The organism is Olsenella sp. SW781, assembly GCF_012027725.1.
Classification (GTDB): domain Bacteria; phylum Actinomycetota; class Coriobacteriia; order Coriobacteriales; family Atopobiaceae; genus Thermophilibacter.
The window spans coordinates 22,938-47,041 of record NZ_SJOU01000002.1; the positions used below are offsets into that span (position 1 = coordinate 22,938).

The window sequence follows — 24,104 nt, forward strand, 5'->3', positions numbered from 1 at the left end:
GGGTCGCGCCGACGACGCGGCCCCGGCTCGGCAGGACCCGCGGGCCACGACGTCGCCCGCGGAGCAGGCGCCCCCCGCGGGCGACGTCCCCCCCGAGGGGGAGGGGCGGCGCGCGTGGGGTCCCGTCATGGGCACCGAGCTGCCCCGGCGGCAGGTTCCCACCACGGCAAAGACCCCGGACGACATCCTGGACGCCTGGTACGCCGCCGTGAGGAAGCGCGAGGAGCAGCGCGACTCCTCGCAGACGATCGGCCTCTTCGGCGGGCGCGCGGACGGGGCGGACGACTACGGCCTCACCACGGGGTCGCGCCTCGCGCGCATCGGCGAGATGGTCAACATCGTCCGGCGCTACGACATCTTCCACGGCCTCACGCCGAAGAGCCTGCGGCGCATGCTCGAGGAGCTCGGCCCCACCTTCGTCAAGGCCGGGCAGATCCTCTCCATGCGCTCGGAGATCCTGCCGGAGAGCTTCACGCGCGAGCTCGGGAAGCTCCGCACGAGCGTGGAGCCCATGGACCGCGACACGGTGATCTCAGCCCTGCGCGCCGAGTACGACCGCCCGATCGAGGACATCTTCGACGCCATCGACGACCGCCCGCTCGGCTCTGCCTCCGTCGCCCAGGTGCACAAGGCGCGCCTCGTGACCGGCGAGGTCGTTGCGGTGAAGGTCCAGCGGCCGCACGTGCAGGAGATCATGGCGCGCGACATCTCCATCATCCGCTCGCTCGCGCGCTACGCGAGCCGCTTCATGGGCGACGAGCAGTTCATCGACCTGCAGTCGGTGGTGGACGAGCTCTGGCAGTCGTTCCGCGAGGAGACGGACTTCCTCGTGGAGGCGCGCAGCCTCGAGGAGTTTCGCCGCAACAACGCGGGCTGCCGGTTCATCGACTGCCCCAAGCCCTACCCCGCGCTCTGCACGCGGCGCGTGGTGGTCATGGACTACGTCGAGGGCATCCCCATCAACGACACCGCGCGCCTCGTCGCCGAGGGCTACGACCTCGCGGAGATCGGCACCAAACTCGCGGACAACTACACGAGCCAGATGCTCGACGACGGCTTCTTCCACGCCGACCCGCATCCCGGCAACCTCGTGATCAACGGCGGCAAGATCGTCTACCTCGACCTCGGCATCATGGGACGCCTCTCCAGCCATGACCGCGGCGCGGTGCGCGACATGGTCTTCGCCGTGGCGCGCTGCGACTCGCCGGCGCTCGCCGACGGCCTGCTGCGCTTCTCGACGTCCGACACCACGGAGGTCGACCACGCGCACCTGCTCGCCGACCTCGACGCCATCGTCGCCGACTACGGCCTCGCCGACCTCTCCGACCTCGACATCGGCTCGTTCATGAACGCGCTCATCTCCATGGCGCAGAAGAACGGCATCGAGCTCCCGGGGTCGGTCACCATGCTCGCCCGCTCCCTCGTGACGCTCGAGGGCGTGGTGCACGCGCTTTTGCCGGACGCCTCGATCGTGGAGATCATCCAGAGCCACCTGCACGCGCACGCCGCGCCCGACGAGCTCGTGCGCCAGGAGCTCTCTCGCCTCTCGCGTGAGACGGTCGCCGCGACGCACGGCCTGCTCGGGGCGGCGGGCGACCTCAGCCTCATCACGCGCATGCTCACGCGCGGCCAGCTCCGCGTGAACCTCGACCTCGCCGGCACCGCCGACCCGCTCGAGGACCTCTCGCGCATCGCCAACCGCCTCACGATGAGCGTCATCGTGGCGGGCCTGTTCATCGGCTCGTCCGTGGTCTACTACGCGCGCATCCAGCCGGTCATCTTTGGCATCCCCATCATCGGCTTCATCGGCTACCTCGTCGCTTTCATCCTCGGCGCGTGGGTGGCGCACGACGTCATCCGCGAGAGCCGCCGGCGCAGGCGCAGGTAGCGCGCCCTGCCGCGCGGGTACGATGGCGGCGCGGGGCGAGAAGAGCGGGGCGAGAAAAGCGCGGCGAGAAGGACGTGGCAAGAAGAACGCGAAAAAGCCCGCAAGGATTCCCGTCCCTGATTCGTGTCTGTGATGAGGGGCGAGAGGGTCGCCCCACGGAGCAGGGGAGTGATTGCGATGCTGAGGGGAATCTGCCTGGGACTTGCCGGCCTCGCCACGGCGGGGACGATTGCGTTCGGGTGCCTGGCGACGCCGGCCGCCGCGACGGGGTCGACGCCCGCCAGCCAGGCGATCGAGCGCAAGGTCGACGCCGCTACGGCCCGATGCGCCTACGCGGACGCGGACGGGGTGTGCGACAACCGCGAGGCCAACGCTTGCGGCTCCTTCGTCGATGCGGACGCCGATGGCGTGTGCGACAACCGCGAGGACGGGACGTGCGCCGGGAGGGGCTGCGGACGTGGCCGCCATTCCGGCCGGGGCTGCGGCCCCGCCGCGCGGAACGGCTGCGGCGGGGCGCATCGTTGCCGGTAGCATGAGGGAGGGGAGCGAGGGGGAGGTCACGTGCGCGACGCGGCGGACATAGAGCGCGCCATGGGCGCCCACGCCGACGCGGTGTGGCGCGCCTGCCTCGTCTACCTGCCCAGTGCGGACGCCGAGGACGTCTTCCAGGAGACCTTCCTCAAGTACGCGCTGCACGACGGGCCGTTCCGCGACGACGCCCACGCCCGCGCCTGGCTCCTGCGCGTGGCCATCAACGGCTGCAAGGACGCCCTGCGCGCGGCCCGGAGGCGTGACGTCTCGCTCGACGAGCGCATGGAGCGGCTCGGCGAGGGGGCCGTCGACGCCGAGGCGCCCTCCGAGCTCGGCCTGCGCGAGGTGCTCGACGCCATGTCCGCGCTCGGGGACCCGCCCCGGACTCAGCTCTACCTCGCCCTGTGCGAGGGATACACCGCGCGCGAGATAGCCGGGATCTGCGACATGCCCGTGGGCACGGTCTACTCCTGGATCTCGCGGGGAAAGCGCAGGCTCAGGGAGGTGCTGTCATGAGGGAGGGTGCCGCCGAGAGGCGCGTGCGCGAGGCGTTCGCGTCCGTCCACGCCCCCGAGGACGTCAAGGCCCGCGCGCTTGCCGCGATCGAGGTCCGCCGCGGCGAGGGGGAGCGTGCCGACGCGGGCGCGCCCGCCACGAGCGTCGCCGCGACGGAGCCGCGTCCTTCTCGCCCGCGCGCCCGACGTCGCGCGCGGCTGCTGCTCGCCGCCTGCCTCGTGGTCGCCGCGGTGGGCGCGGGCCTTCTCGGGCTTGCCGTCGCCACCCCGACCGCGTACGTGGACATCGACGTGAACCCCTCGATCGAGCTCGGCCTCAACCGCTTCGACCACGTGGTCAGCGCGCGGGGCCTCAACGAGGACGGGGAGGACGTGCTCGCGGCCACGGACGTGACGTGGATGGGGTACGAGGATGCCGTGCTCGCGCTCTCCGAGGGCATGGAGGCCGCCGGCTACCTCACAGAGGACTCGGCGGTGAGCGTGACCGTGAGCTGCGAGGACGACGCCCAGTACGGCGCCATCGAGGATGCGAGCCATCGGTGCCTGGGCGCCTCCGCCGCCGAGGTGAGCTGCTCGCATGCGAGCGAGGAGGAGCACCATGCCGCGCACGAGGAGGGGCTCGGCGTGGGGAAGTGGCGCGTCTGGCGCGAGCTCGTGGACGCGGGCTCCGACCTTACCGCCGAGGACGCGGCGGACATGAGCGTGCGCGAGCTCTCGGAGCTGCTGGAGGGCACGGGGTCCACCTCGGGACACCATGGGGGGCGGCATCGGGGGCAGGCCGGGCACGACTGACCCGGACTGCCCGGCGCGTTTGCACGAGCAAACGCGGTCTGTGCCCCTCTCCAGCGACGTTTCCGCAGGTCGGTTCTTCTCGCCCCGGCTCCGAGTGACGTTTGCTCGTGCAAACGCGCCGGCCGTGGACGGTTGCTCGTGCAAACGCGACGTGCCCGCACGCTTGCCGACATGTCCCCCGCGCGCGGTGGCCCCGGCGCTACAGTTAGGTCGTCAGGAGCATGCGAGAAAGGGGAGACCATGAGGGACGAGAGCTGCGCATACTGCATGATTGGCGAGAAGGACGAGCTGGTGGGCGCCTTTGGCATCCCCATCTGCGAGCTGCCGGCAAGCCGGCTGATACTCTTCAAGGAGCAGAGCCATCGCGGCCGGTGCATCGTGGCATCCAAGCGCCACGTCGACGACATCAGCGACCTCGCCGAGGAGGAGTCGGCGGCGTTCATGGCCGACGTCCGCCATGTGGCCGCCGCGCTGCATCGGGCCTTCTCGCCCGACAAGATCAACTTCGGGGCGTATGGCGACACGATGCATCACCTGCACTTCCACCTCGTGCCCAAGTACGCGGAGGACCCCTTCGAGTTCGGCGACGTGTTCGCGATGAACCCGGGTCGCGTGACGCTCTCCGACGCCGAGTATGCCGAGCTCATCGACAAGATCTCTGCCGCCCTGTAGCGCCCCCGCCAGAGGCTGACAGAGACGACGGGGTCGACCACCAGGTTTTTTCCTGACGGTCGACCCCGTCGCCTTTGTCAGCGCCCTAAAGTTATGCTCATCTAACAAATTGAGTTGCAATAGGCTAACCCTTGTGTCCAGATAGTTTACTCTGTCTAACAGAGAAGGACGTCGGACGTGAGGGGCGACGACACGTGATGATCGACAAGCGGCTCATCGGCATCGTGCCGGGGAGCATGAGGTACGTGGGCGCAAGCGTGGCCCTGCAATGGGCGTCGCTCGTGGCCAACATGGGTATGGTGCTCGTCATCTGCCGGACGCTCTCCGCGCTCTGGGCGGGCGCGGCGGGCGAGAGGGACCTCGTTCTTCTCGCCGTCTGCGTGGTCGTGGCGGCAGTCGTGCGCGGCCTTGCCGCCGTGGGCTCCGCGCGCATGGGGTTTCTCGCCAGCCGAGAGGTCAAGCGCACGCTGCGCCACCGCATCTACGAGAAGCTCCTGCGGCTGGGGCCGAGCTACCGCGAGGACGTGCGCACCTCCGAGGTCGTGCAGGTGGCCGTTGAGGGATGCGATCAGCTCGAGACCTACTTCGGAGCGTACCTGCCGCAGTTCTTCTACGCCATGCTCGCGCCGCTCACGCTCTTTGTGGCCCTGGCCTTTGTGAACGTGCCGGCGGCCGTGGTGCTGCTCGTGTGCGTGCCGCTCATCCCGGTTGCCATCGCCGCGGTGCAGACCTGGGCAAAGAAGCTGCTCGGCCGCTACTGGGGGCAGTACACCGAGCTCGGCGACACGTTCCTGGAGAACCTCCAAGGCCTCACCACTCTCAAGGTCTACCAGGCCGACGAGTTCAAACAGGCCGAGATGAACGAGCAGGCCGAGAAGTTCCGGCGCATCACGATGCGCGTGCTCACGATGCAGCTCAACTCCATCACGATTATGGACCTCGTTGCGTACGGCGGGGCGGCCGCCGGCGTGGCGGTGGCGCTTACGCAGATGGCCGCGGGTGCCGTTGACCTGGGCGGCTGTCTTGCCATCATCCTGCTGGCGGCGGACTACTTCATCCCCATGCGCCAGCTGGGGTCGTTCTTCCACGTGGCCATGAACGGCATGGCGGCGAGCGAGAAGATCTTTAGGCTGCTGGGCCTGCCGGAGCCGCCTGCGGGCGGGGAGAGTTTCCCCGCGTGCTGTGACGTGCGCGCCTGCGAGCTGCGCTTCTCCTACGACGGCGAGCGTGAGGTGCTGGACGGCGTGAGCCTGGACGTGCCGGCTGGCGGCCTTGTGGCCGTGGTGGGGGAGTCCGGCTGCGGTAAGTCCACGCTCGCAGCGCTCCTGCTGGGGCGGCTGCGCGGGTATCGTGGCTCGCTCACGGTGGGCGGCGTTGAGGTTGGCGCGCTCGACGCCGCAGACCTGCTCGCCCACGTGACCTACGTGGGACACGAGAGCTACCTCTTCAAGGGAACGGTGCGCGAGAACCTGCTGGTCGCGGCCCCGGGTGCGAGCGACGATGCGCTCTGGGCCGCGCTCGAGGCCACGCGCCTGGCGCCCTTCCTGCGCGGCGAGGACGGGCTGGACACGATGCTCGCGGAGCGTGGCTCCAACCTCTCCGGCGGCCAGCGCCAGCGCCTGGCAATCGCCCGTGCCCTCTTGCACGAGACGCCGGTCTACGTCTTTGACGAGGCCACCTCCAACGTGGACGCGGAGAGCGAGGACGCCATCATGGGTGCGGTTCGCGGGCTGGCAGGCCGCGCGACGGTAATCCTCATCTCGCACCGTCTGGCAAACGTGGTGGGGGCCGACAAGATCTTCGTGCTCGACGATGGCCGTGTGGTGGAGCACGGGCGCCACGACGAGCTCGTTGTCGCGGGAGGCCGCTACGCAACCCTCTGGCGCGCCCAGCGCGAGCTCGAGGGTGAGACAAAGGGGACAGGTTCATTTGTCTCATCAGCTAGCCCTGCGCGCCCGTCTCTGCACGACCAGCGCGATGAGACAAATGAACCTGTCCCCTTTGTCTCACGGAGGGTGATGCGGCGGCTCGTGGGGCTGGTGCGCCCGCTCATGGGATTCATGGTGCTGGCAATCCTCATGGGACTTCTCGGCCACGTCTGCGCGGCTGCGATCACGGTGCTCGGTGGCTACGGCGTGCTCGCGGTGCTTGCGGACGGCGCGACGGCGCCGCTCGCCGGCCTCATCGTGGCGATGGCAGTCTGCGCCGTGGCGCGCGGGCTTCTCCGCTACGGCGAGCAGGCGTGCAACCACTTCATCGCGTTCAAGCTGCTCGCGCTCGTCCGCGACCGCGTGTTCCGGGCGTTGCGGCGCCTTGCCCCGGCCAAGCTCGAGGGGCGAGACCGCGGCGACCTCATCTCGCTCATCACCTCGGACATCGAGCTTCTCGAGGTCTTCTACGCGCACACCATCTCACCGGCGGCGATTGCGCTCCTCTTCTGCGCGGGTGCCTGCGCCTTCATCGGGAGCTTCCACCCTGCGCTTTCCGTCGTGGCCGCAGCGTCGTATCTCGCCGTGGGCGTGGCGTGCCCGCTCGTCGCGGCGCGCCTCGCCGGTGACACCGGCGCGCGCTTCCGCGCCGGCGCGGGCGAGCTCTCGAGCTTCGTGCTGGAGAGCCTGCGTGGCCTGGACGAGATCCTGCAGTACGGAGCGGGTGCGGAGCGCCTTGCCCAGATGGACGAGCGGTCCCGAGCGCTCGCCGCGGACGAGGAGCGCATGAAGCGCGCCACCGGACGCGCGACGGCGCTCACCAACACCGTCATTCTCGCCTGCGACCTGGTTATGCTGCTCGTGGCGGCTGGTCTCAACGCGCAGGGTGCCGTGGGCTTTGACGGGGTGCTCATCCCCGTGCTCGCGCTCATGAGCTCGTTTGGGCCGGTCGTGGCGCTCGCGAACCTGGGCTCCACGCTGCAGCCCACCCTCGCGGCGGGGGAGCGCGTGCTCGCCATCCTGGACGAGGAGCCGGTAACGCCAGAGGTCACGGGCGAGAAGCACGTGGGCTTTGACGGCGCCGCGGCAAGCCATGTGAGCTTCTCCTACGGGGACGAGCGCGTGCTCACGGACGTCTCGCTCGAGGCGCCTGCCGGCAGAATCGTGGGCATCACCGGGCGCTCCGGCTCCGGCAAGTCCACGCTGCTGCGCCTCTTCATGCGGTTCTGGGACGCGGGCGACGGGAGCGTTTCCGTCTCCGGGCGCGACGTGCGGCACGTGGACACTGCCAACCTGCGCGAGCTTGAGTCCCTCGTCACGCAGGAGACCCACCTCTTCCACGACAGCATCCGCAACAACCTGCGCATCGCGCGGCTCGATGCCACGGACGAAGAGATCGTGGAAGCCTGCCGCAAGGCATCGGTCCACGACTTCGTGATGAGCCTGCCCCAGGGCTACGACACGCCGGTCGGCGAGCTCGGCGACACCCTCTCCGGCGGCGAGCGCCAGCGCCTGGGGCTCGCCCGCGCCTTCCTGCACGACGCCCCGTTCATGCTGCTCGACGAGCCCACGAGCAACCTTGACAGCCTGAACGAGGCCGTCATCCTGCGCTCCATTGCGCGGGAGCGCGCCGGCCGGACGGTCCTTCTCGTTTCCCACCGGCCGTCCACGATGCGCATCGCCGACACCGTGGCCAGCGTTGAGAACGGGCGCGTCTCATGATGCGGCACGCCACTGACGTCAGGTTTATTTGGCGCGTTGAGGACGCACGCCACTGGCGTCAGGTTTATTTGGCGCGTTGAGAACGGGAGGGTCAGCTGATGGCGCGCACGTCCGACTCCGAGCGCGTGGCAGCCAAGCGCGAGCGCGAGAAGTGCATGGTCTCCGAGATGATCGCGCTCTACTGCCGCAGGCGGCATGGCACGCGCGGCGACGAGCTCTGCCCGGAGTGCGCCGAGCTCGCGGAGTACGCGCGACAGCGCAGCGACCGCTGCCCCTTCATGGAGACCAAGACCTTCTGCTCGAACTGCCGCGTGCACTGCTACAGGCCGGAGATGCGCGAGAAGATCCGCGAGGTCATGCGCTTCTCGGGCCCGCGCATGATCTTCCATCACCCTGTGGCGGCCGTCCGCCACGTCATCGAGACCAAGGCCGAGAAGAGGCGGCTGTCCGTGTAAAAGCGTGCAAAAGTGACAGGCACTTTTGCACATCGGAAGGAGGACGCATGAAGGTGAAGAAGGTGCTGCTCGTTGCGCTTGGCTGCGTGGGGCTCGTGCTGGGGGCCATCGGCGCGGTGGTGCCGCTGCTGCCGGCGTTTCCGTTCCTGATGCTCGCGGCGTTCTGCTTTGCCAAGAGCTCCGAGCGGCTGCACGCGTGGTTCACTGGCACCAAGCTCTACAAGAAGAACCTCGAGAGCTACGTGAGCGGCCAGGGCATGGACTGGGCCACCAAGATCCGCGTGATGGTCACGGTGACCGTGCTCATGTCCATCGGCTTTGTCATGATGCACCAGGTGCGCCTGGGCCAGATCGTCCTCGCGTGCGTGTGGGTGTTCCACATCCTGTACTTCTGCTTCGGCGTGAAGACCCGTCGCGTCCCCGCCGAGGCGTGATCCAAAAGGGGACAGACCCCTTTTGAATCATTTGGCGGGCGAGAAGAACGTGAGCTCGTAAGGAGGTTGCCATGATCAACGTCATTATCGTCCTCGCCGCGGTGGCGGTGGTTCTTCTCGCCGCCCAGCGCTACCTGCGGACGCTGCGACGGGGCGGCTGCGGCTGTGGGTGCTCCGGCGGGGGAGAGTCCCACGTCGCGCGCCCGACGGTCGCCGACACCAACGAGGCGCACTACCCCTACGAGGTCGAGCTCACCGTTGAGGGGATGCACTGCGAGCACTGCCTCGCAGTAGTGGAGACCGCGCTCGACGGCATCGGAGGCGTGTGGGCGCGCGCGACCCTGCCCGGCCACGTGCGCGTGCTCTCCAAGGACCCGATCGACCGCGCCGCGCTCGCCGCCGCGGTGGAGGCGGCCGGCTACCGCGTGGTGGGATAGGGTTTTCGCGTTACGGAAAAGACGGGCAAGCAAAAGGGGTCTACGTCGCTCGGGCGAGTTTGAGCTAAGAGCAGAGCCTTTGCGTGACAGCGGAATACGTCTCGCTGATGCACGTGGCGAGCGCCTCGGCGTATCCGGGGACTCCGAGGATTTTCTCAAATGCCTCGCGCGGAACGAATCGCGCCATCTGGTCGGCAAACTCACGCGAGGTGGCAAGCGCGAGCGCTCGCGCCCGCCCGGACTCAAGGAGCTCCAGCAGGCGCCGCGAGCATCCGTAATCAACGTGCTTGAGGCCCACCATGCGAGCGACTTCGTCCATGTGCCACCCATGGTTTCCGACGATCCACGGAATGTCCCACAGGTCACGGTAGCGGGGCGCTGCGGACGAATTGGCAAACGAGATGAGCTTGCCAGCGAGAATCTCATCTGCGCTCTGACAGCGCACGAGCATGTTGGCAAAAGCTCTGGGCAGCTCAGGATAGTTAATGGCGAGGAAGCGCATCGAAGTATCGTAGGATGGAATCCTTGCGATTTCAATCTTGATTCTCTGCGAGGGAAGGTCAGGACGTTCGGGGGCGGTATCTACGATGATTTGCCAGCGTTTGAGACTTCCGCCTCCGCTGAAGGCCTTGACGGAGGTGGGTTCCTTGACGCGAACCCCAAGATGGTACTGTGTGTCGAGAGCTTGTGACAGCACTTGGGCAAAACCGGCGAGGTCGATCTCAATGAGTTCATCGGGGGTCGTGAAATCCAGGTTCTCACTGTACCTCACGTTGCCGTAGCACAGCCTCAGACAGGTGCCGCCCTGGAACACGAGCCGTTTCAGCCATCCCGAGGCGTCGAGCGCTGCGAGGATGTCGTAGTGCAGAAGCTCCTTCTCCACGACGGGAAGGAGGGTTCCCAGCTGGTGCCGCGCTGCGACCCCTCGTGCGAATTCGGAAAACATGCTACTGCTCACCTTCAAGCTCCTCCCAGTCGATGAGGTCAAGCGAGCGCCGTGCGCGTTTGAGACCGACGGCGGCGTAACGCTTTGTTGCGAGGCGCAAGGGGCTGTTGGGGACATCTACCGTGTTCTTCGCGATTTCGAATGCGTCCGCGCGGGTGTGGATGAACTCAATGGTTCCGAAGGGTGTGGGAAACGTCCCCTCGCGTCCAGTCGTGACCACGGTGAGACGGTCGACGGGGACCTGCGAGATGATGCCCCATCTCGAAGCGGCGCTCTCCATGCCCACGTAGCAGCTGCTGCCGATCCGCAGCAGCGCGGCGATCTCCTCGATGGGCTGAAACTTGGTTGCGGCTGTAGTGGGGTGCCAGTACAGGTCACGCGCGACGCGCACGAGGACACGGGCGTCGACGAGGCGCCTAATGGTGCTTCTCAGCTTCTCCCCACGTTCCTCGAGCAGAAGCTCGAGGTCTCGAGAGCGGTATGCGTTCTTGACGTTTTCGAGTTGAGAGAAACGCCGCTGTGCCTCCAGTGTCTTCATGCCCGTCCTCCTTTGGAACAGTATACAGCAATCGTCTATATAAAGCCGATTTCTGTATAGTTATAGTGGATTGAACAGAAGCGAATAGACACGCTCTGTGTTATGTATTATTGACCAATGTTCAATCAAGGTGTACGATCCCTCCCGAGGAGGTGGCAGCCGTGACCAGAACCGTGATGGACCCCGAGGAGCGCAGGCGCGAGCTGCTGGCGTGCGCCATGAGGCTCTTCGCCGAGGAGGGCTACGACAACGTGTCCGTGCGGGCCGTGGCGCGCGCCGCAGGCGTGGCGCCGGGGCTCGCCTACCACTACTTCGACTCCAAGGAGAAGATGTTCGCCGAGGCCATCGGGGACTACGCCCGCCGCTGCGCCGAGGGGATTAACGCGGCGCTGGACGAGGAGGGCCCCTCGCTGGACGAGAGGCTCGAGCGAGCCCTCGACCTCGGCGCGGGCGGCGGCTACCCCTACGCCGCCTTCTTCCACGCCGAGGGGCACGGCGCCCTTCACGATCGGCTCTCGCTCGCCATGTGCGAGGCGGTGCGGCCGCACCTGCGCGCCGCGCTCGAGGCCGACGCCGCCTCGCGCGGCTCATCGGCTCCCGACGCCGACGAGCTCGCCGCGATCATGACCTACGGCGCGGTGGGCCTCGCCTCGGGCCCGGGCATGCCGGACGGGGCCGCGACCGCCGCCGCCCGCCGCTACCTCCGCGCGCTGCTCGCCGAGTTCCGCTCGGGGGGCGCCGCCGACTAGGGATCCCGCCCCGGCCCCGGCCGGGGCTCCTTTCGGCCGATTGTATTGAACAATGCTCAACAGAAAGGACGACTGATGGACAACAGGATGGACGAGAAGGACGCCGAGCTGCTGCGCTCCCGCTCCCGCGCGGCCTTCGACGCGCAGGCGCCGACCTACGACGAGAGCATGCAGGGCGATCACGCGCACCGGCTCTACCCGCACGTGCTCGCGGAGGTGGCGCGCGCCGTGGCGGGCGACCCAGCGCCGCGCCTGCTCGACCTGGGCTGCGGCACGGGCGCCCTCGCCGAGCTGGCGCTCGAGGTGGTCCCGGGCGCGCGCCTCTCGTGCGTGGACCTGTCGCCGAGGATGGCCGAGGCCGCGAGGGCGCGCCTGGGCGGGCGGGCCGACGTCCTGCTCTGCGACGCCGAGCGCCTGCCCTTCCGCGACGGCTCGTTCGACGCCGCCTGGTGCAACGACTCCTTCCACCACTACCCGGACCCCGAGCGCGCCGCCTTCCAGGCGTGGCGCGTGCTCGCGCCCGGCGGCGCGCTCGTCGTCGGCGACGCGTGGCAGCCGGCGCCCGCCCGCGCGATCATGAACGCGTGGATGCCCCACTCGAAGGGGGGCGACGTCCGCATCTACTCCGAGGCCGAGATGCGCCACATCCTCGGCACCTGGTTCAGCGACGTGTCCTGGCGCCGCGGGGGCTCGACCGCCTGCGTCGTTGTCGCGCGCAAGGGTGCCTGATTACCCTGTCAGTATGATCGCTCATGGCAATCGCGCAAGCGCAAAAGCTCTTCTTAGACAAGCATATCTTTCTGTTATAGTCTATTATAGAAGCAATTCTTTCTATTAGGAGCGCTATGGCGGGAAGAACCCCCATACCAGTGTCGCGTGCGATGCGTACCATTGCGGCCAATCTCGACCTGGCGCGTCGCCAGCAGCGCATCACGCTTGGGCTGCTCGCCGAGCGTGCGAACCTCTCTGTCCCCACAGTTCGTCGCCTTTTGAACGAGGGCGCGGGCACATTCGAGAACTTCCTGCGCGTCGCCCGCATTCTGGGTTTGCTGCAGGGCGTCGAGGACGCAACCGACCCGCTGAACACGCCTATCGGTCGCGCGCGGGCGGAGCAGGACGTGCCCAAGCGTGTGAGGAGGTGAGGGCATGCAGCTCGACGTTACCGTTCAGATCGAGGGCGAGGACGTCCTGGCGGGAAGGCTGTATCAAAACGTCCGTCACGGCGATGAGACGGCGACCTTCTCTTATGCGACCTCTTATTTGGATGACGCCCGCGCCTTTACTCTGGCGCCGGACATGCCGCTCGGCCCGGGGACTTTTCACTCCGAGGGGCTTCGGGCTTTTCGCGCGCTCGAGGACTGCATGCCAGACCGGTGGGGGCGCAACCTGATGCTTCGTGCGGAGCGCGTCCGCGCACGGGAGGACGAGCGGGTTCCCAGGACGCTCTTCGAGGCCGATATGCTCGTCGGCGTTAACGACGAGGCAAGGCAGGGTGCCTTGCGCATTTGGGATACGGATGGCCGGGTGCTTTCGGGAGTTGCGGACGGGGTGCCGCGCGAGACGAGCATCCCCTCCCTTCTGCGGGCTGCCGACATCGCGGCCTCGGACATGGACGCCGACGTCCGTGACCTTCTCGCCGCCGGGTCAAGCCTGGGCGGCGCTCGGCCCAAGGCCTCTGTTCGGGATGAGGGAGGTTTTCTCTGCATCGCGAAGTTTCCCAAGGCGGACGAGTCGGCCATCGATGATGTGTGCGCATGGGAGCACGTCGCTCTGTGCCTCATGGAGAGGTCGGGTATTCCCGTACCGGTCTCCCGTCTGCTGCGCGTCGCCGGGCGCTCTGTTCTGCTGACGCGGCGCTTTGACCGACGGGGGCGCGAGCGAGTCCCGTACATCAGCGGTCTGACCGCGGTTCAGGGCACCGATGGTGGGCGGTACTCCTATCTCGAGCTAGTTGACTTCATCGAGACTGAGGGGTCGCAGCCCGCCTGGGATCTCAGGGACCTCTGGACGCGGGCGCTCTTCTCCTGTGCCGTTGGCAACACGGACAACCACCTGAGGAACTACGGCTTTCTCCGGGAGGAGTCCGGCTGGAGGCTCTCGCCCGCATTCGACGTGAACCCCACGCCGGGGTCCGAGCCCAAGTTCCTCACGACTGGCCTCGAGTTTGACGTGCGCGACGCGGAGCCGGAGCTGGCGTTTGAGGTTCTCGACTTCTTCCGTCTGGGCCTCGCCGAGGCGCGCGACGTCGCGTCCCGCATGGTGTCGGCCCTCTCCGGTTGGCGCAGGCAGGCCCGTGCGGACGGCATATCCGAGGCGTCCATCGACTACATGGCGGACTGTTTCGAGGTCGGCGTTCGCAAACTGAGGGCGCTCTCTCGGTAGGCGCCGCCACCTCACGGAAGCCTGAGGGCAAGAACCATTGCGGCGAACATGATCGTGAAGACGAGGTTGCTCCACCCGCCAAAGAGGATGCAGCGCGCCGGCTGCGGCACGCGCATCCACACGAGGCCGAGAAACGACGTAACCAGCGGCGTGAGGACGACAAGCCACGCGGGAAAGACCGTCTGCCCCAGCACTATGGCAACGCCGAGAACAACAAAGCCCAGGTACATGGGCACAGTGGCAAATCGCATGACAAACATGATGTTGCCCGCGACCTCGTCGTACAGCTCTTCTCGCCCCGCCTTGGCGATGACGGAGAGATAGACGTACTGGGCATGGTAGGCACCGCCGCAGATGAGGGCAAAGGCGAGCAGCGCCGCGGCCAGCCAGACGAGCCAGGAGAAGTCGCCGCGCGCCGTGAGGGCAAGCCCCGCAAACCCGAGCACGTACAGGAACGCGGCGATCGGTCCGAGCGCGCCTCCAACCCGCACGCGGCCGGCGGGCACGTCCCGCATGATGCGCATATACGGCCTGAGCGTGCCGTCCATGTCGTAGGCGCCGGGCGTGAAGTAGAGCAGCATGTCCCCGGCGAACATGAGAATCGAGCCCAGGAGCCCCAGGGCGAGAAGAACGAGCGTCGGCGGCATGGGTGCCTCCCATCCATCGCGGGCGTCAGATGGTCCCGGAGCCCGCTCGGTTCCGGGGTCTCAGCATGAGCCATTACGCCTCGATAAGGCTCCTTGCGGCTGCCTCGAGCTCGGCGACGGCATCGTCGTCGGGGGCCTCGTTGGCGATCACGGTGCAGACCACGTTCACGCCGGCCCCTTCCGCGTCCGCCCGCCAGGTCTCCATCCACTCACCGGTGCCCCAGCCGTAGCTGCCGAACAGCACAACGGGCTTGTCGCCCAGCGCGTTGCGGCATGCCTCCCAGACGGGCTCGAACTCGTCAGACTCCAGCTCCTCGGCGCCCATGGCGGGGCAGCCAAAGGCGAGCGCGTCGTAGTTGGGCACGTCCTCCGCCGAGAAGTCCGCGACGGGCACGACGCGGGCCTCGGCCCCTGCGGCGGCGATGCCCGCCTCGAGCGTGCGGGCCATCTCCTCGGTGTTGCCCGTCCCCGTCCAGTACACGATCGCGATGCTCTTGCTCATGGAAGTCTCCCTTCGTCGTGCGGACTCAGCCGCCCCTGCTATGCCGTTGCCATCCGGAGAAGCCCCCGCAGGGGCGTTCCCTCGGAGTAGAGCCTCTTGATCCTGAGCTCCTCGCGCTCGAGCTCCTTGAAGCGGCGCAGCGCCTCGTCCACGTCTCCGTAGACCTTCCAGCGCCCGCACGCCCGCGCTCCCTGGCCCCCGTCCGACATGAAGCCGTCGACGTCCTCGATGGGATAGCCGAGGACAAAGCCGATCTCGTGGGGAAAGGGGGCCCTGTTTCCGTAGTAGGCGCGCAGGCGCCGCCTGAGCTCTCCCATGAGCGCTCCGCTGCGAGAGGGGAGGCGGTTCTTGTCGAGAAGCGCGTGCGCCCCCGCGTCGGAGAGGAGAGACCGGATACGGCGTGGCCGCCAGACGAGCAGCATCGCCCGCCCTTCTCGCCAGCCCAGCAGGGAGACGCGCACGCCGAAGCGTCGGAGGTGCCACGCGTAGGTCCCTATGAGGACCCTCACGAGGAGGCGGCGCATGAACGTCGGGCGCGCGGCCTCGTCGGGCGACATCCGGAAGCCAAAGACTGCTGCCGGCTTGCGTCCCGCGAGCACGATGCCCGCCTGACAGACGAGGCAGCGCACGAACCTCGCCTCTAGGTGCTCGCGAGGCGAGGCGTCGCTGGCGTCAACGGCAAGGCAGACGTCCATTCCCTGGCCCATACGTCTCCAATAGTTAGCTTAGCCTAACTCTAATGAGCATAGAGTAACCCATAGTTAACATATTGTCCATGACCAAAAAGGGGACTGCCCCCTTTTGGATCACAGCGACCAGTTGGCGCTCTCGGTTTGCAGGCGCACCATGCGGGCGAAGAGGCCGCCCGTGGCGAGCAGTCCCTCCGGCGAGCCCTGCTCTGCCACGCGACCGTCCTCGAGCACCACGATCTTGTCCGCGCTCATGACCGTGCGCATGCGGTGGGCGATCACGATGACGGTCTTGCCAGCGAGCAGGCGCGAGAGCGCCTCCTGGACCTGCGTCTCGTTCTCCACGTCGAGCGACGCCGTGGCCTCGTCCAGGAGCACGACCGGCGCGTCCTTGAGCAGCGCCCGCGCGATGGAGATGCGCTGGCGCTCGCCGCCGGAGAGGCGCGCGCCGTTCTCTCCGATCATCGTGTCGTAGCCCAGCGGCAGGCGACTCACGAACTCGTCGCAGTTGGCCGCCCGCGCCGCGGCGAGCACCTCCTCGTCGGTGGCGCCGCGCCGGCCGAGGCGGATGTTGCCCATCACCGTGTCGTCGAAGAGCAGCACGTCCTGGAAGACCACGGAGAAGTCGGCGAGAAGGACCTCGGGGTCCACGGTCGCCACGTCCACGCCGCCCACGGTGACGCGCCCCGCGTCGGCGTCCCACAGGCGCGCCGCCAGCCTCGCGCACGTTGACTTGCCGGAGCCGGAGGGCCCCACGAGCGCCGTGACCTCGCCCTCGCGCGCAATGAACGTCACGCCGTCGAGGACCTTCTCTCCGCCGTCGTAGGAGAAGGACACGTCCTCGAAGGCAACGTCGTGACCGGCAGGCTCGTACGCCTCGCCTCCCTGCGCGAGCGGCTCCTCGTAGAAGCTCTTCACGCGCGCCGCGGCGGTCTTGGCCGAGAAGAGCTCGGCGATGAGCATGAGGCACTGGTCGAAGGGCGCGTAGATGCGGCTCACCACTACAAGGAAGGCGAAGAGCGTCATGAACGTGCAGGAGCCTTCCAGGATGAGCGCCGCACCCACGAGCACCGTGGTGGCAAGGCCCAGGCGCAGCACGATCTGGGCGCCGTTGACGGCGATGCCGCAGGCGATCTCCGAGCGGGCGGCCTGGCGCTCCGCCGCGTCCACATCGGCGTGGATGTGCTCGAGGTAGCGCCCCTCCTGGTTGGTCGCGCGCACCTCGCGCACGCACTCGAGCGCCTCCTGGATGTCCTCCGAGGTGGCGAGGCCGCGCATGCGCGTGGCCTCCATCATGGGCTGGAGGGCGCGTCGCGCGCCGAAGAGGATGGCGAGCCCCACCGGGCAGCTCCAGAGCGACGCGAGCGCGAGCCGCCAGTCAAAGGAGAACAGGCAGACGGCCGCCACGGCGAGCGTGATGTAGGCGCCATAGAGCTCGGGCAGCACGTGGCTGTAGGCGTGCTCGGTGGTCTTGACGTCGGTCATGAGGGTCTCGGTGAGGTCGGCGAGGTCGCGGCGGCCAAAGAAGCCCAGGGGCAGCTTGCGCAGGCGCTCTGCGAGGCCGATGCGCTGCCGGCCGCTCTCCTTGTAGATGACGCCGTACTGGTAGTAGTAGGCCCAGTACTCCGCCACGAAGAGCGCGACGGCAAAGGCGGCGAGACCCGCCGCGTACGGGAGGAGGTTCGGCAGCGGCGCGCCCTCGGTGAGGTGCGCCACGAGCTCACTCATGAGCAGATAGAGGGCGCCCACGCCGCCAAAGACCACGAGGTTCGAGGCGGCCGTCCACACGGCGCCGAGCTTGACGTTCTTCAGGCCCTCGTCGGTGAGGGCGTACTTCTCCTGGATGCTCATCTACTCCACCTCCGGTGAGACAAAGGGGACAGGTTCTTTCGTGCAAAGGGGACAGTCACTTTCGCACGGCGAGCTCGTGCGAAAGTGACTGTCCCCTTTGCACGGTGTCCCCTTTGTCTCACCGCTCGTGATGCGCCAGCTCACGGACTTTTCGTAGTCGACCCACATACGGGCGTAGAGGCCGCCCGCCGCCAGCAGCTCGTCGTGCGTGCCCTGCTCGGCCACGTGCCCGGCGTCAAGCACCACGATCTTGTCGGCGTTCCGCACCGTGGAGAGGCGGTGCGCGATCATGAGGACGGTGCGCGGGGAGCCGTCGCGCCCGCGGGCAAGGCGCCTGAAGGCGGCCTGGATCTTGACCTCGTTCTCCGGGTCGGCGAAGGCCGTCGCCTCGTCGAGCACCACCACCGGAGCGTCCTTGAGAATCGCGCGGGCGATCATGAGGCGCTGCACCTCGCCGCCGGAGAGGTGGGTGCCACCCGTCCCCACGAGCGTGTCGGCACCCTGGGGCAGCTTCTCCAGGATGTCCGCGCACTGGGCGGCCTCGAGGGCGGCGAGCGCCTCCTCGCGGGTGGCCTCGGGGCGCGCGGCGCGCACGTTCTCCAGGATCGTCTGACGGAAGGGGCGGTTGGCCTGGAAGACAAAGGCCACGCGGTCCATGAGGTCGTGCGGGTCCATCTCGCGCACGTCCACGCCGCCGAGCGTCACGCGCCCGGCGGTCACGTCCCAGAAGCGCGGCACGAGGCTCGCCGCCGTGGTCTTGCCGCCGCCGGAGGGGCCCACGAGCGCCACCGTCGCGCCGGCGGGCACCTCAAAGCTCACGTGGTCGAGCGCCGGGGCGTCCGCACCTTCGTAGGTAAAGGTCACGTCCTCGAAGCAGATGGCGTTACCCGCGGGCGTGCGCGGCGCGGCGGGAGCGGAGATTACGGGGGCGGCCAGCACCTCCTCGACGCGCGAGACGGCGTCCGCGGCGGACTGGAACGCCTCGGACATGAACATCACGCGGGTCATGGCGGTGGGGATCACGGCCGAGAAGATCGCGTAGAACGCGAAGTTGGCCAGGAAGCGCGCGAAGTCACCCTCGCCGGGCGCGACGAGGATCGCCGCCGGTACGAGGAAGATCGCGACGCCGTTGATGATGGTGAGCGAGAGCGACTGAGGCGTCTGGCACCACTTGACGGCGTAGTCCTGCGCGAGCCGCGTGAACTCCTCGATGGCGTCGTGGAACGCGCGGAAGCTGTAGACCGTCTGCTGGAATACCTTGACCACGGGGATGCCGCGCACGTACTCGGTGCCCGTCTTGTTCATCTTGACGAGCGACTCCATGTAGCGCGTCATGAAGTCCATGCCGCGCCCGCCCATCATGTAGAACATGCAGCCGAGCGAGATGACCACCGCGACAAGGCACGCGAGGCCGAGCCGCCAGTCAAAGACGAAGAACAGCACCAGCATGCCGACGATCATGGCGATGCTGCCCGCGGTGTCAGGGAGCTTGTGGGCGAGAAGCCCCTCGGTTTCGGCGGCGCAGCCGTCCACGACGCGGCGCAGCGCCCCGCTCGCGTGCGTGTCGAAGTAGCCGAGGCTCGCGTGCATGAGGTGGTCCGTGGTGCGCTTTCGCATGTTGGACGCGCAGCGGAAGGCGGCGAGGTGCGTGCACATGAGGCCGGCGAAGTAGGTGAGGATGCTCGCGGCCGCAAGGCCGAACGCCCACCAGCCGTATGCGGCGATCCCGGTGGCCGCGCCCCAGTCGGGGGCCACGGCGATGAGGTCGCGCGCCACGAGCCAGACGCAGACGTACGGGCCAAAGCCCACGAGCATAGAGACGGCCGAGAGCGCGCAGCCCAGGTACGTGAGTGCACGGCGCGGGCCGGCGAAGGCGAGCAGGCGTCTCACGGCGCCCTTGTCGCGGGCACCGCTCGCCTTGGTTGCTTGAGAGTCAGACATCGAAACCTCCTGCCTGTGGAGACCTTGATAGACGTTCCGTCGCACCGTATCATGGGGACGGCTATTTGTTAGCTACGGCTAACTAACACGGGACGATTCCTCAAGGGAGGCGGACGAACCCTCAAGATGGCGGGCATGGGTGACATTCCTCGCGAGCTCGTCGCGCTCTTCGAGCCGCAGGTCGAGCAGCTCGGTGTGCGGCTCGAGCGCCGGGGCGGCATCTGGGTGGGCGAGGCGCGCGGCTCCGTGGCGACGGGCTCGATGTGGCTCTGCGCATCGGTTCCGCACTGCCTCGTGCTCTGCCACGACGTCACCCCGCTTGAGGACATGCCGCTCTTCGAGGGGTCGCTCGGGCCGTACGCCTGCGCCTGCACGATGGGGGACGACGCGGTGGTGTGCTCACGGGACTGCGGGCTTCCGATCAGGTTCGTCGGCGCCGGGGGCGGCGCGCGGCATCCGCGGGACGAGGTTGCCACGTTCGTCGAGCGCGGCCCTCGTTCGCTCTCAAGCCGCCTGCTCGCTGGTCACGTCTACCGTTCCCGTTCCATCATCTGTCTGCCCGACTTCTTCGACGAGCTGGACCGTAGCTATCCGGGGGAGTTCGGCGGGCTCTTCTCGGCGTTCGACGGCACCTGGGGTCCCGAGGCCAAGGGAGCGATTCGTTATGCGCTCGGCAACATACCCGCGGGCCCGCCGCTTGGTCCTGGCGGTTCGCTCGGGCTTCTCTCGACCGTCACTTCTCTCATGGCGTCTCTGGTGGCGGAGGGGAGTGGTGCCGACCAAGATGAAAGTGCGCTGGTAAGTCACGCGAGGAGGCTCCTGTCGTCCGCCGTCGAGGAGGGCGTCACGCCGCCCTCTCTCGATGCGCTGGCTAAGGAGCTCTACGTGAGTCGCTCACGGCTCTGCGACGCATTCAGGTGCGAGACGGGCCAGAGCGTGGGCGCGTACGCCCGCCAGCTGCGGATGGAGCGCGCGTGCCGTCTCCTTGGGGATAGGGCTTATACCGTCTCCGAGGTCGCCGTTCTTCTCGGCTACCCAAGCCCCTCGGCCTTCTGCCACGCCTTCTCTGACTTCACGGGCATGTCCCCGCGCGCATGGGTCAAAAGTGACTGTCCCTTTTGACCCACTTACCCGAGCAGCGTCTCCGCGAGCCACGCGATCCCGTAGCCGATGAAGAAGCCCATCGCCATCCCAAGGAGCGCCCAGCCGACGATGCGGACGACCCTCATCCACCTGGGAATGAGGCGCTCGCGCCGGCCGCGCTCGGTGTCCCGGTCCACGGGTTCGCCGTTCCAGAAGGCGAGGACCTCCTGGTAGGTGACGAGGTCGTGCTCCCTCTTGATGCGGTCGGCCCATCGCGCCGCAAACAGGGCGATGCCCCAGAGCACGATCACCAGTGCCAGGGTGGGCAGCGTCTGCAGGATCGAGAGGTCCCATACGGTCATCTGGCAGACCCACCAGACCAGGGCGAGCACCATCAGCACGATGAAGCCCAGCATCACGTTTCCTAGGCGCCTGAGCAGCTGCACGTCCTTCTCGACCGTCTCCTTCATGGTGTCCACGTCTCCTCTCACGAGCTCGTCGATGGTCGTGCCAAAAACCTGCGAGAGGAGCAGCAGGCTCTGGACGTCGGGGTAGGTCTTGTCGTTCTCCCACGAAGAGATTGTCTGGCGACTTACGTAGATGCGACTTGCCAGCTCGTCCTGCGAGATGCCGAGCTCCGCGCGCCGCGTCTTGATGTGACTTCCCAGCTCCATGCTGCCTCCCCTCCGCTCCTTGGCTCGACCCTTGTCGAGAAGAACGTGCCACCGTGGGGGAGAGCGTACCATCAAAGGTGGCCGACACCGGGTCTCGCAAGGCCGCCCGGTGCTGTCAAATGTTCCTTACATGGCCCGTGAGCTGGCGATAAGCACGAGGGGCTTGAAGCTTCCCCGCTGTCCTGCGTGCGGCATGGCGATTCCCGCTACAATAGCTGCGCTCAATCTACGCCATCGAAAATGATTCAAAAGAGGTCTGTCCCCTTTTGAATCACGGGAGGAAGCGCATGCCAAGCCTTGAGGAGGAGATCTCTTCTCGCCGCACCTTTGCCATCATCTCGCACCCGGACGCGGGCAAGACCACGCTCACGGAGAAGCTCCTGCTCTACACCGGCACCATCCAGAGCGCCGGCTCGGTCAAGGGCAAGGCCTCGGCCAAGCACGCGGTCTCCGACTGGATGGACATCGAGAAGGCGCGCGGCATCTCCGTCACGTCGTCGGTCCTGCAGTTCACCTACGAGGGCCACTGCGTGAACATCCTCGACACCCCCGGCCACCAGGACTTCTCTGAGGACACCTACCGCACGCTCATGGCCGCGGACTCCGCCGTCATGGTGATCGACGGCGCCAAGGGCGTGGAGGCGCAGACCGTCAAGCTCTTCAAGGTGTGCGCGCTGCGCGGCATCCCCATCTTCACCTTTGTGAACAAGCTCGACCACGAGACGCGCGATCCCTTTGACCTCATGGAGGAGATCGAGAACGTCCTGGGCATCGGGACGTACCCCATGAACTGGCCCATCGGCAACGGGCGCACGTTCCGCGGCGTCTTTGACCGCGCGAGCCGCCACGTCCTCGCCTTCGAGGGCGACGGTCGCGCCAACGCCACCAAGAAGGTGGGCGAGGTGGAGGCCGCGCTCGGCGACGCCGCCCTCGACGAGCTCATCGGCGAGGAGAACCACCGCACCCTCATGGACGACATCGAGCTCCTCGACGGCGCGGACCACGAGTTTGACCTCGAGGCCGTGCGCACGGGCAAGCTCACGCCGGTCTTCTTTGGCTCGGCGCTCACCAACTTTGGCGTGGAGCCGTTCCTGCGCGACTTCCTGCGCCTCTCGCCCGCGCCCGGCCCGCACACGGACTCCCTCACGGGCGAGCCGGTTGAGGCCACGGACCCGGACTTCTCCGGCTTTGTCTTCAAGATCCAGGCCAACATGGACAAGAACCACCGAGACCGCATCGCCTTCCTGCGCATCTGCTCGGGCAAGTTCGTGCGCGGCATGGACGCCTTCCACGTGCAGGGGGAGCGCAAGATCAAGCTGGCCACGGGCACGGCGATGATGGCCGACGACCGCGCCACGGTGGACGAGGCGTGCGCCGGCGACATCGTGGGCCTCTTCGACCCCGGGATCTTCTCGATCGGCGACACGCTCTGCAAGGTGGGCCGTCGCGTGCAGTTTGCGGGTATCCCCACCTTTGCGCCGGAGCACTTCGCGCGCATCGAGCAGGTGGACACCCTCAAGCGCAAGCAGTTCGTGAAGGGCATGGAGGAGCTCGCCCAGGAGGGCGCCATCCAGATCTTCCGCGAGTACGGCGCCGGCATGGAGCGCGTCATCGTGGGCGTGGTGGGCACGCTGCAGTTTGAGGTGCTCGAGCAGCGCCTCAAGAGCGAGTACCACGTTGACGTGTACCGCTCGCCGCTGCCGTACAACCTCATCCGCTGGATTGACGAGAAGGACGGCGAGGTCGACATGCGCAGCCTCAACCTCACGCGCGAGACCCTGCGCGTGGAGGACATGCGCGGCGGTAAGCTGCTGCTCTTCACGAGCCCGTGGAACCTCAACTGGGCCGAGGAGCACAACGAGGGCCTGCGCCTCTCCGAGTTCGGCAACGTCACGTTCTAGCCAAAAGGGGGACGGGTTATTTCTCTCAGGGAGTTTGGGACGGGCCTGAGGCTTTTACCGCCTCAGGCCCGTCCCAAACTCCCTGAGAGAAATAACCCGTCCCCCTTTTGAATCACCGCCGCAAGCTCCGACTTATGCGCGAGCGGCGTGTCCTTCTCGCCCTCTGCCGCGCCTCTTGTCGCGCCTCCTGCCGACACTCATGAGTGTCGGCAGGGAGTGTCGGCCTAGTTGACAGATTATGAGCTGGAGTGTCGGCACCCTCTCGGCGTTTGCGCTCAAGTGTCGGCACGGAGGTCTCTTCCGGCCGACACTTATGAGTGCCGGCCGGGGGCCATGAACCGTCTATTCTCTGATTACCGCTTTGCGGTGGCGCAGCCGACGGCGAGGCCGATCGCGGCGGGGATGAGGCCGTACATGAAGGTCGCAAGGTCTGCCGGTGCGATGTTGGTGAGACCGAGGGCGTTCGAGAGGCTGAACGTCGACGCAGAGTGGAGCACGTAGAGGATGGCGATCGCGACCGGCGCGGCGAGGCGCCGCCACCCGAGCTGAGCCATTCGCCCAACCAGAAAGGTCGCCACGACGCCGGCAATCGGCAGGGCTAGGTGGAACGTCAGGATTATGTAGCCCATGATGCCCCCGCCGCCGAGGGCGCCCGTCGCGAGGGACCCCCAGTACAGGGCAAGGCAGGCGAGCCAGACTGCGCCGTAGACGATCGCGGCCCTGGTGAGACGCTTCTCCATAGGGCACCTCCTCGGTCGTGCCGTTACCGTCAGTCTACCCAAGAGAAAAAAGTCCGCCTCAGGGCAGCCGACAAAGTTCCCGACAAA

At 67.4% G+C, this 24,104-nt stretch carries 24 protein-coding genes; 15 read left to right on the forward strand and 9 right to left on the reverse strand.

What is annotated here, in order from left to right:
• The first annotated feature begins 127 nt into the window (after window positions 1–127).
• The 9 genes from E0L17_RS01225 (at window position 128) to E0L17_RS01265 (ending at window position 9,374) form a co-directional block, all read left to right on the forward strand.
• On the forward strand, window positions 128–1,888 hold the full coding sequence (locus E0L17_RS01225) for an ABC1 kinase family protein (RefSeq protein WP_167929481.1): 1,761 nt from the start codon (window positions 128–130) through the stop codon (window positions 1,886–1,888).
• 177 nt (window positions 1,889–2,065) lie between these two features.
• Window positions 2,066–2,419 (forward strand): hypothetical protein, encoded by a 354-nt coding sequence (locus E0L17_RS01230; protein ID WP_167929482.1) that lies wholly within the window; start codon window positions 2,066–2,068, stop codon window positions 2,417–2,419.
• A gap of 30 nt (window positions 2,420–2,449) precedes the next feature.
• Window positions 2,450–2,935: an RNA polymerase sigma factor gene (locus E0L17_RS01235; RefSeq protein ID WP_206108944.1), complete on the forward strand. Its 486-nt coding sequence runs from the start codon at window positions 2,450–2,452 to the stop codon at window positions 2,933–2,935.
• The gene (locus E0L17_RS01240; protein ID WP_167929483.1) at window positions 2,932–3,726 is read left to right on the forward strand and encodes an anti-sigma-I factor RsgI family protein; all 795 of its coding nucleotides are present in this window, start codon (window positions 2,932–2,934) and stop codon (window positions 3,724–3,726) included. Before E0L17_RS01235 ends, E0L17_RS01240 begins: the two co-directional genes overlap by 4 nt.
• Before the next feature lie 240 nt (window positions 3,727–3,966).
• Window positions 3,967–4,398 carry an HIT family protein gene (locus E0L17_RS01245; protein ID WP_167929484.1) on the forward strand — a complete coding sequence of 144 codons (432 nt, stop codon included), beginning with the start codon at window positions 3,967–3,969 and terminating at the stop codon, window positions 4,396–4,398.
• 197 nt (window positions 4,399–4,595) lie between these two features.
• The gene (cydC, locus tag E0L17_RS01250; protein WP_167929485.1) at window positions 4,596–8,048 is read left to right on the forward strand and encodes a thiol reductant ABC exporter subunit CydC; all 3,453 of its coding nucleotides are present in this window, start codon (window positions 4,596–4,598) and stop codon (window positions 8,046–8,048) included.
• Window positions 8,049–8,146: 98 nt separating this feature from the next.
• Window positions 8,147–8,503 carry a nitrous oxide-stimulated promoter family protein gene (locus E0L17_RS01255; RefSeq protein WP_167929486.1) on the forward strand — a complete coding sequence of 119 codons (357 nt, stop codon included), beginning with the start codon at window positions 8,147–8,149 and terminating at the stop codon, window positions 8,501–8,503.
• A gap of 47 nt (window positions 8,504–8,550) precedes the next feature.
• A complete protein-coding gene (locus E0L17_RS01260) occupies window positions 8,551–8,937 on the forward strand; it encodes a YbaN family protein (RefSeq protein WP_167929487.1) in 387 nt (128 codons plus the stop codon).
• Window positions 8,938–9,008: 71 nt separating this feature from the next.
• Entirely contained in the window at window positions 9,009–9,374 is a 366-nt protein-coding gene (locus tag E0L17_RS01265; protein WP_167929488.1) for a heavy-metal-associated domain-containing protein, read from the forward strand.
• A 64-nt stretch (window positions 9,375–9,438) separates the two neighbouring features.
• On the opposite strand, the gene E0L17_RS01270 is transcribed toward E0L17_RS01265, so the two are convergent.
• Complete coding sequence (locus E0L17_RS01270) at window positions 9,439–10,332, reverse strand: nucleotidyl transferase AbiEii/AbiGii toxin family protein (RefSeq protein ID WP_167929489.1); 894 nt, start codon at window positions 10,330–10,332, stop codon at window positions 9,439–9,441.
• Window positions 10,322–10,858 carry a type IV toxin-antitoxin system AbiEi family antitoxin gene (gene abiEi, locus E0L17_RS01275; protein ID WP_167929490.1) on the reverse strand — a complete coding sequence of 179 codons (537 nt, stop codon included), beginning with the start codon at window positions 10,856–10,858 and terminating at the stop codon, window positions 10,322–10,324. Before abiEi ends, E0L17_RS01270 begins: the two co-directional genes overlap by 11 nt.
• 161 nt (window positions 10,859–11,019) lie before the next feature.
• On the opposite strand from abiEi, the gene E0L17_RS01280 reads away from it, so the two are divergent.
• From E0L17_RS01280 to E0L17_RS01295, 4 genes are all read left to right on the forward strand, one after another.
• Window positions 11,020–11,607 carry a TetR/AcrR family transcriptional regulator gene (locus E0L17_RS01280; protein WP_167929491.1) on the forward strand — a complete coding sequence of 196 codons (588 nt, stop codon included), beginning with the start codon at window positions 11,020–11,022 and terminating at the stop codon, window positions 11,605–11,607.
• 75 nt (window positions 11,608–11,682) lie between these two features.
• Window positions 11,683–12,336, forward strand: a complete 654-nt coding sequence (locus E0L17_RS01285; protein WP_206108945.1) for a class I SAM-dependent methyltransferase — start codon at window positions 11,683–11,685, stop codon at window positions 12,334–12,336.
• A gap of 116 nt (window positions 12,337–12,452) precedes the next feature.
• Window positions 12,453–12,749, forward strand: a complete 297-nt coding sequence (locus E0L17_RS01290; protein ID WP_167929492.1) for a hypothetical protein — start codon at window positions 12,453–12,455, stop codon at window positions 12,747–12,749.
• Window positions 12,750–12,753: 4 nt separating this feature from the next.
• Window positions 12,754–13,989 (forward strand): type II toxin-antitoxin system HipA family toxin, encoded by a 1,236-nt coding sequence (locus E0L17_RS01295; protein ID WP_167929493.1) that lies wholly within the window; start codon window positions 12,754–12,756, stop codon window positions 13,987–13,989.
• A gap of 11 nt (window positions 13,990–14,000) precedes the next feature.
• On the opposite strand, the gene E0L17_RS01300 is transcribed toward E0L17_RS01295, so the two are convergent.
• The 5 genes from E0L17_RS01300 to E0L17_RS01320 all read right to left on the reverse strand — a co-directional run bounded on the left by E0L17_RS01300 (window position 14,001) and on the right by E0L17_RS01320 (window position 19,619).
• A complete protein-coding gene (locus E0L17_RS01300; RefSeq protein ID WP_167929494.1) occupies window positions 14,001–14,636 on the reverse strand; it encodes a DUF6796 family protein in 636 nt (211 codons plus the stop codon).
• 73 nt (window positions 14,637–14,709) lie between these two features.
• A complete protein-coding gene (locus tag E0L17_RS01305) occupies window positions 14,710–15,138 on the reverse strand; it encodes a flavodoxin (RefSeq protein WP_167929495.1) in 429 nt (142 codons plus the stop codon).
• 38 nt (window positions 15,139–15,176) lie between these two features.
• Window positions 15,177–15,845, reverse strand: coding sequence for a DUF3793 family protein (locus E0L17_RS01310; protein WP_167929496.1), 669 nt, complete (start codon window positions 15,843–15,845; stop codon window positions 15,177–15,179).
• Between the two features lie 99 nt (window positions 15,846–15,944).
• Window positions 15,945–17,678, reverse strand: coding sequence for an ABC transporter ATP-binding protein (locus tag E0L17_RS01315; RefSeq protein ID WP_167929497.1), 1,734 nt, complete (start codon window positions 17,676–17,678; stop codon window positions 15,945–15,947).
• Complete coding sequence (locus E0L17_RS01320; RefSeq protein WP_206108946.1) at window positions 17,679–19,619, reverse strand: ABC transporter ATP-binding protein; 1,941 nt, start codon at window positions 19,617–19,619, stop codon at window positions 17,679–17,681.
• Between the two features lie 135 nt (window positions 19,620–19,754).
• Between E0L17_RS01320 and E0L17_RS01325 the strand changes: the two genes are divergently transcribed.
• Window positions 19,755–20,741, forward strand: a complete 987-nt coding sequence (locus E0L17_RS01325) for a helix-turn-helix domain-containing protein (RefSeq protein ID WP_286163200.1) — start codon at window positions 19,755–19,757, stop codon at window positions 20,739–20,741.
• Window positions 20,742–20,746: 5 nt separating this feature from the next.
• Here the strand turns inward: E0L17_RS01325 and E0L17_RS01330 are convergent, their stop codons facing one another.
• The gene (locus tag E0L17_RS01330; RefSeq protein WP_167929499.1) at window positions 20,747–21,376 is read right to left on the reverse strand and encodes a helix-turn-helix transcriptional regulator; all 630 of its coding nucleotides are present in this window, start codon (window positions 21,374–21,376) and stop codon (window positions 20,747–20,749) included.
• A 287-nt stretch (window positions 21,377–21,663) separates the two neighbouring features.
• On the opposite strand from E0L17_RS01330, the gene E0L17_RS01335 reads away from it, so the two are divergent.
• Window positions 21,664–23,277: a peptide chain release factor 3 gene (locus tag E0L17_RS01335; RefSeq protein WP_167929500.1), complete on the forward strand. Its 1,614-nt coding sequence runs from the start codon at window positions 21,664–21,666 to the stop codon at window positions 23,275–23,277.
• Window positions 23,278–23,630: 353 nt separating this feature from the next.
• Here the strand turns inward: E0L17_RS01335 and E0L17_RS01340 are convergent, their stop codons facing one another.
• Complete coding sequence (locus E0L17_RS01340; RefSeq protein WP_167929501.1) at window positions 23,631–24,017, reverse strand: hypothetical protein; 387 nt, start codon at window positions 24,015–24,017, stop codon at window positions 23,631–23,633.
• Window positions 24,018–24,104: the final 87 nt, after the last annotated feature.

Excerpts from the sequence above, each read along its gene's own strand:
- E0L17_RS01290 (WP_167929492.1), top strand. The coding sequence starts at position 12,453 with ATGGCGGGAAGAACCCCCATACCAGTGTCGCGTGCGATGCGTACCATT.
- E0L17_RS01255 (WP_167929486.1), top strand. The coding sequence starts at position 8,147 with ATGGCGCGCACGTCCGACTCCGAGCGCGTGGCAGCCAAGCGCGAGCGC.
- E0L17_RS01260 (WP_167929487.1), top strand. The coding sequence starts at position 8,551 with ATGAAGGTGAAGAAGGTGCTGCTCGTTGCGCTTGGCTGCGTGGGGCTC.
- E0L17_RS01330 (WP_167929499.1), bottom strand. The coding sequence starts at position 21,376 with ATGGAGCTGGGAAGTCACATCAAGACGCGGCGCGCGGAGCTCGGCATC.
- E0L17_RS01285 (WP_206108945.1), top strand. The coding sequence starts at position 11,683 with ATGGACAACAGGATGGACGAGAAGGACGCCGAGCTGCTGCGCTCCCGC.
- E0L17_RS01305 (WP_167929495.1), bottom strand. The coding sequence starts at position 15,138 with ATGAGCAAGAGCATCGCGATCGTGTACTGGACGGGGACGGGCAACACC.
- E0L17_RS01300 (WP_167929494.1), bottom strand. The coding sequence starts at position 14,636 with ATGCCGCCGACGCTCGTTCTTCTCGCCCTGGGGCTCCTGGGCTCGATT.
- cydC (WP_167929485.1), top strand. The coding sequence starts at position 4,596 with ATGATCGACAAGCGGCTCATCGGCATCGTGCCGGGGAGCATGAGGTAC.
- E0L17_RS01245 (WP_167929484.1), top strand. The coding sequence starts at position 3,967 with ATGAGGGACGAGAGCTGCGCATACTGCATGATTGGCGAGAAGGACGAG.
- E0L17_RS01225 (WP_167929481.1), top strand. The coding sequence starts at position 128 with ATGGGCACCGAGCTGCCCCGGCGGCAGGTTCCCACCACGGCAAAGACC.
- abiEi (WP_167929490.1), bottom strand. The coding sequence starts at position 10,858 with ATGAAGACACTGGAGGCACAGCGGCGTTTCTCTCAACTCGAAAACGTC.
- E0L17_RS01240 (WP_167929483.1), top strand. The coding sequence starts at position 2,932 with ATGAGGGAGGGTGCCGCCGAGAGGCGCGTGCGCGAGGCGTTCGCGTCC.
- E0L17_RS01295 (WP_167929493.1), top strand. The coding sequence starts at position 12,754 with ATGCAGCTCGACGTTACCGTTCAGATCGAGGGCGAGGACGTCCTGGCG.
- E0L17_RS01315 (WP_167929497.1), bottom strand. The coding sequence starts at position 17,678 with ATGAGCATCCAGGAGAAGTACGCCCTCACCGACGAGGGCCTGAAGAAC.
- E0L17_RS01340 (WP_167929501.1), bottom strand. The coding sequence starts at position 24,017 with ATGGAGAAGCGTCTCACCAGGGCCGCGATCGTCTACGGCGCAGTCTGG.
- E0L17_RS01320 (WP_206108946.1), bottom strand. The coding sequence starts at position 19,619 with ATGTCTGACTCTCAAGCAACCAAGGCGAGCGGTGCCCGCGACAAGGGC.
- E0L17_RS01230 (WP_167929482.1), top strand. The coding sequence starts at position 2,066 with ATGCTGAGGGGAATCTGCCTGGGACTTGCCGGCCTCGCCACGGCGGGG.
- E0L17_RS01265 (WP_167929488.1), top strand. The coding sequence starts at position 9,009 with ATGATCAACGTCATTATCGTCCTCGCCGCGGTGGCGGTGGTTCTTCTC.
- E0L17_RS01325 (WP_286163200.1), top strand. The coding sequence starts at position 19,755 with ATGGGTGACATTCCTCGCGAGCTCGTCGCGCTCTTCGAGCCGCAGGTC.
- E0L17_RS01310 (WP_167929496.1), bottom strand. The coding sequence starts at position 15,845 with ATGGGCCAGGGAATGGACGTCTGCCTTGCCGTTGACGCCAGCGACGCC.
- E0L17_RS01335 (WP_167929500.1), top strand. The coding sequence starts at position 21,664 with ATGCCAAGCCTTGAGGAGGAGATCTCTTCTCGCCGCACCTTTGCCATC.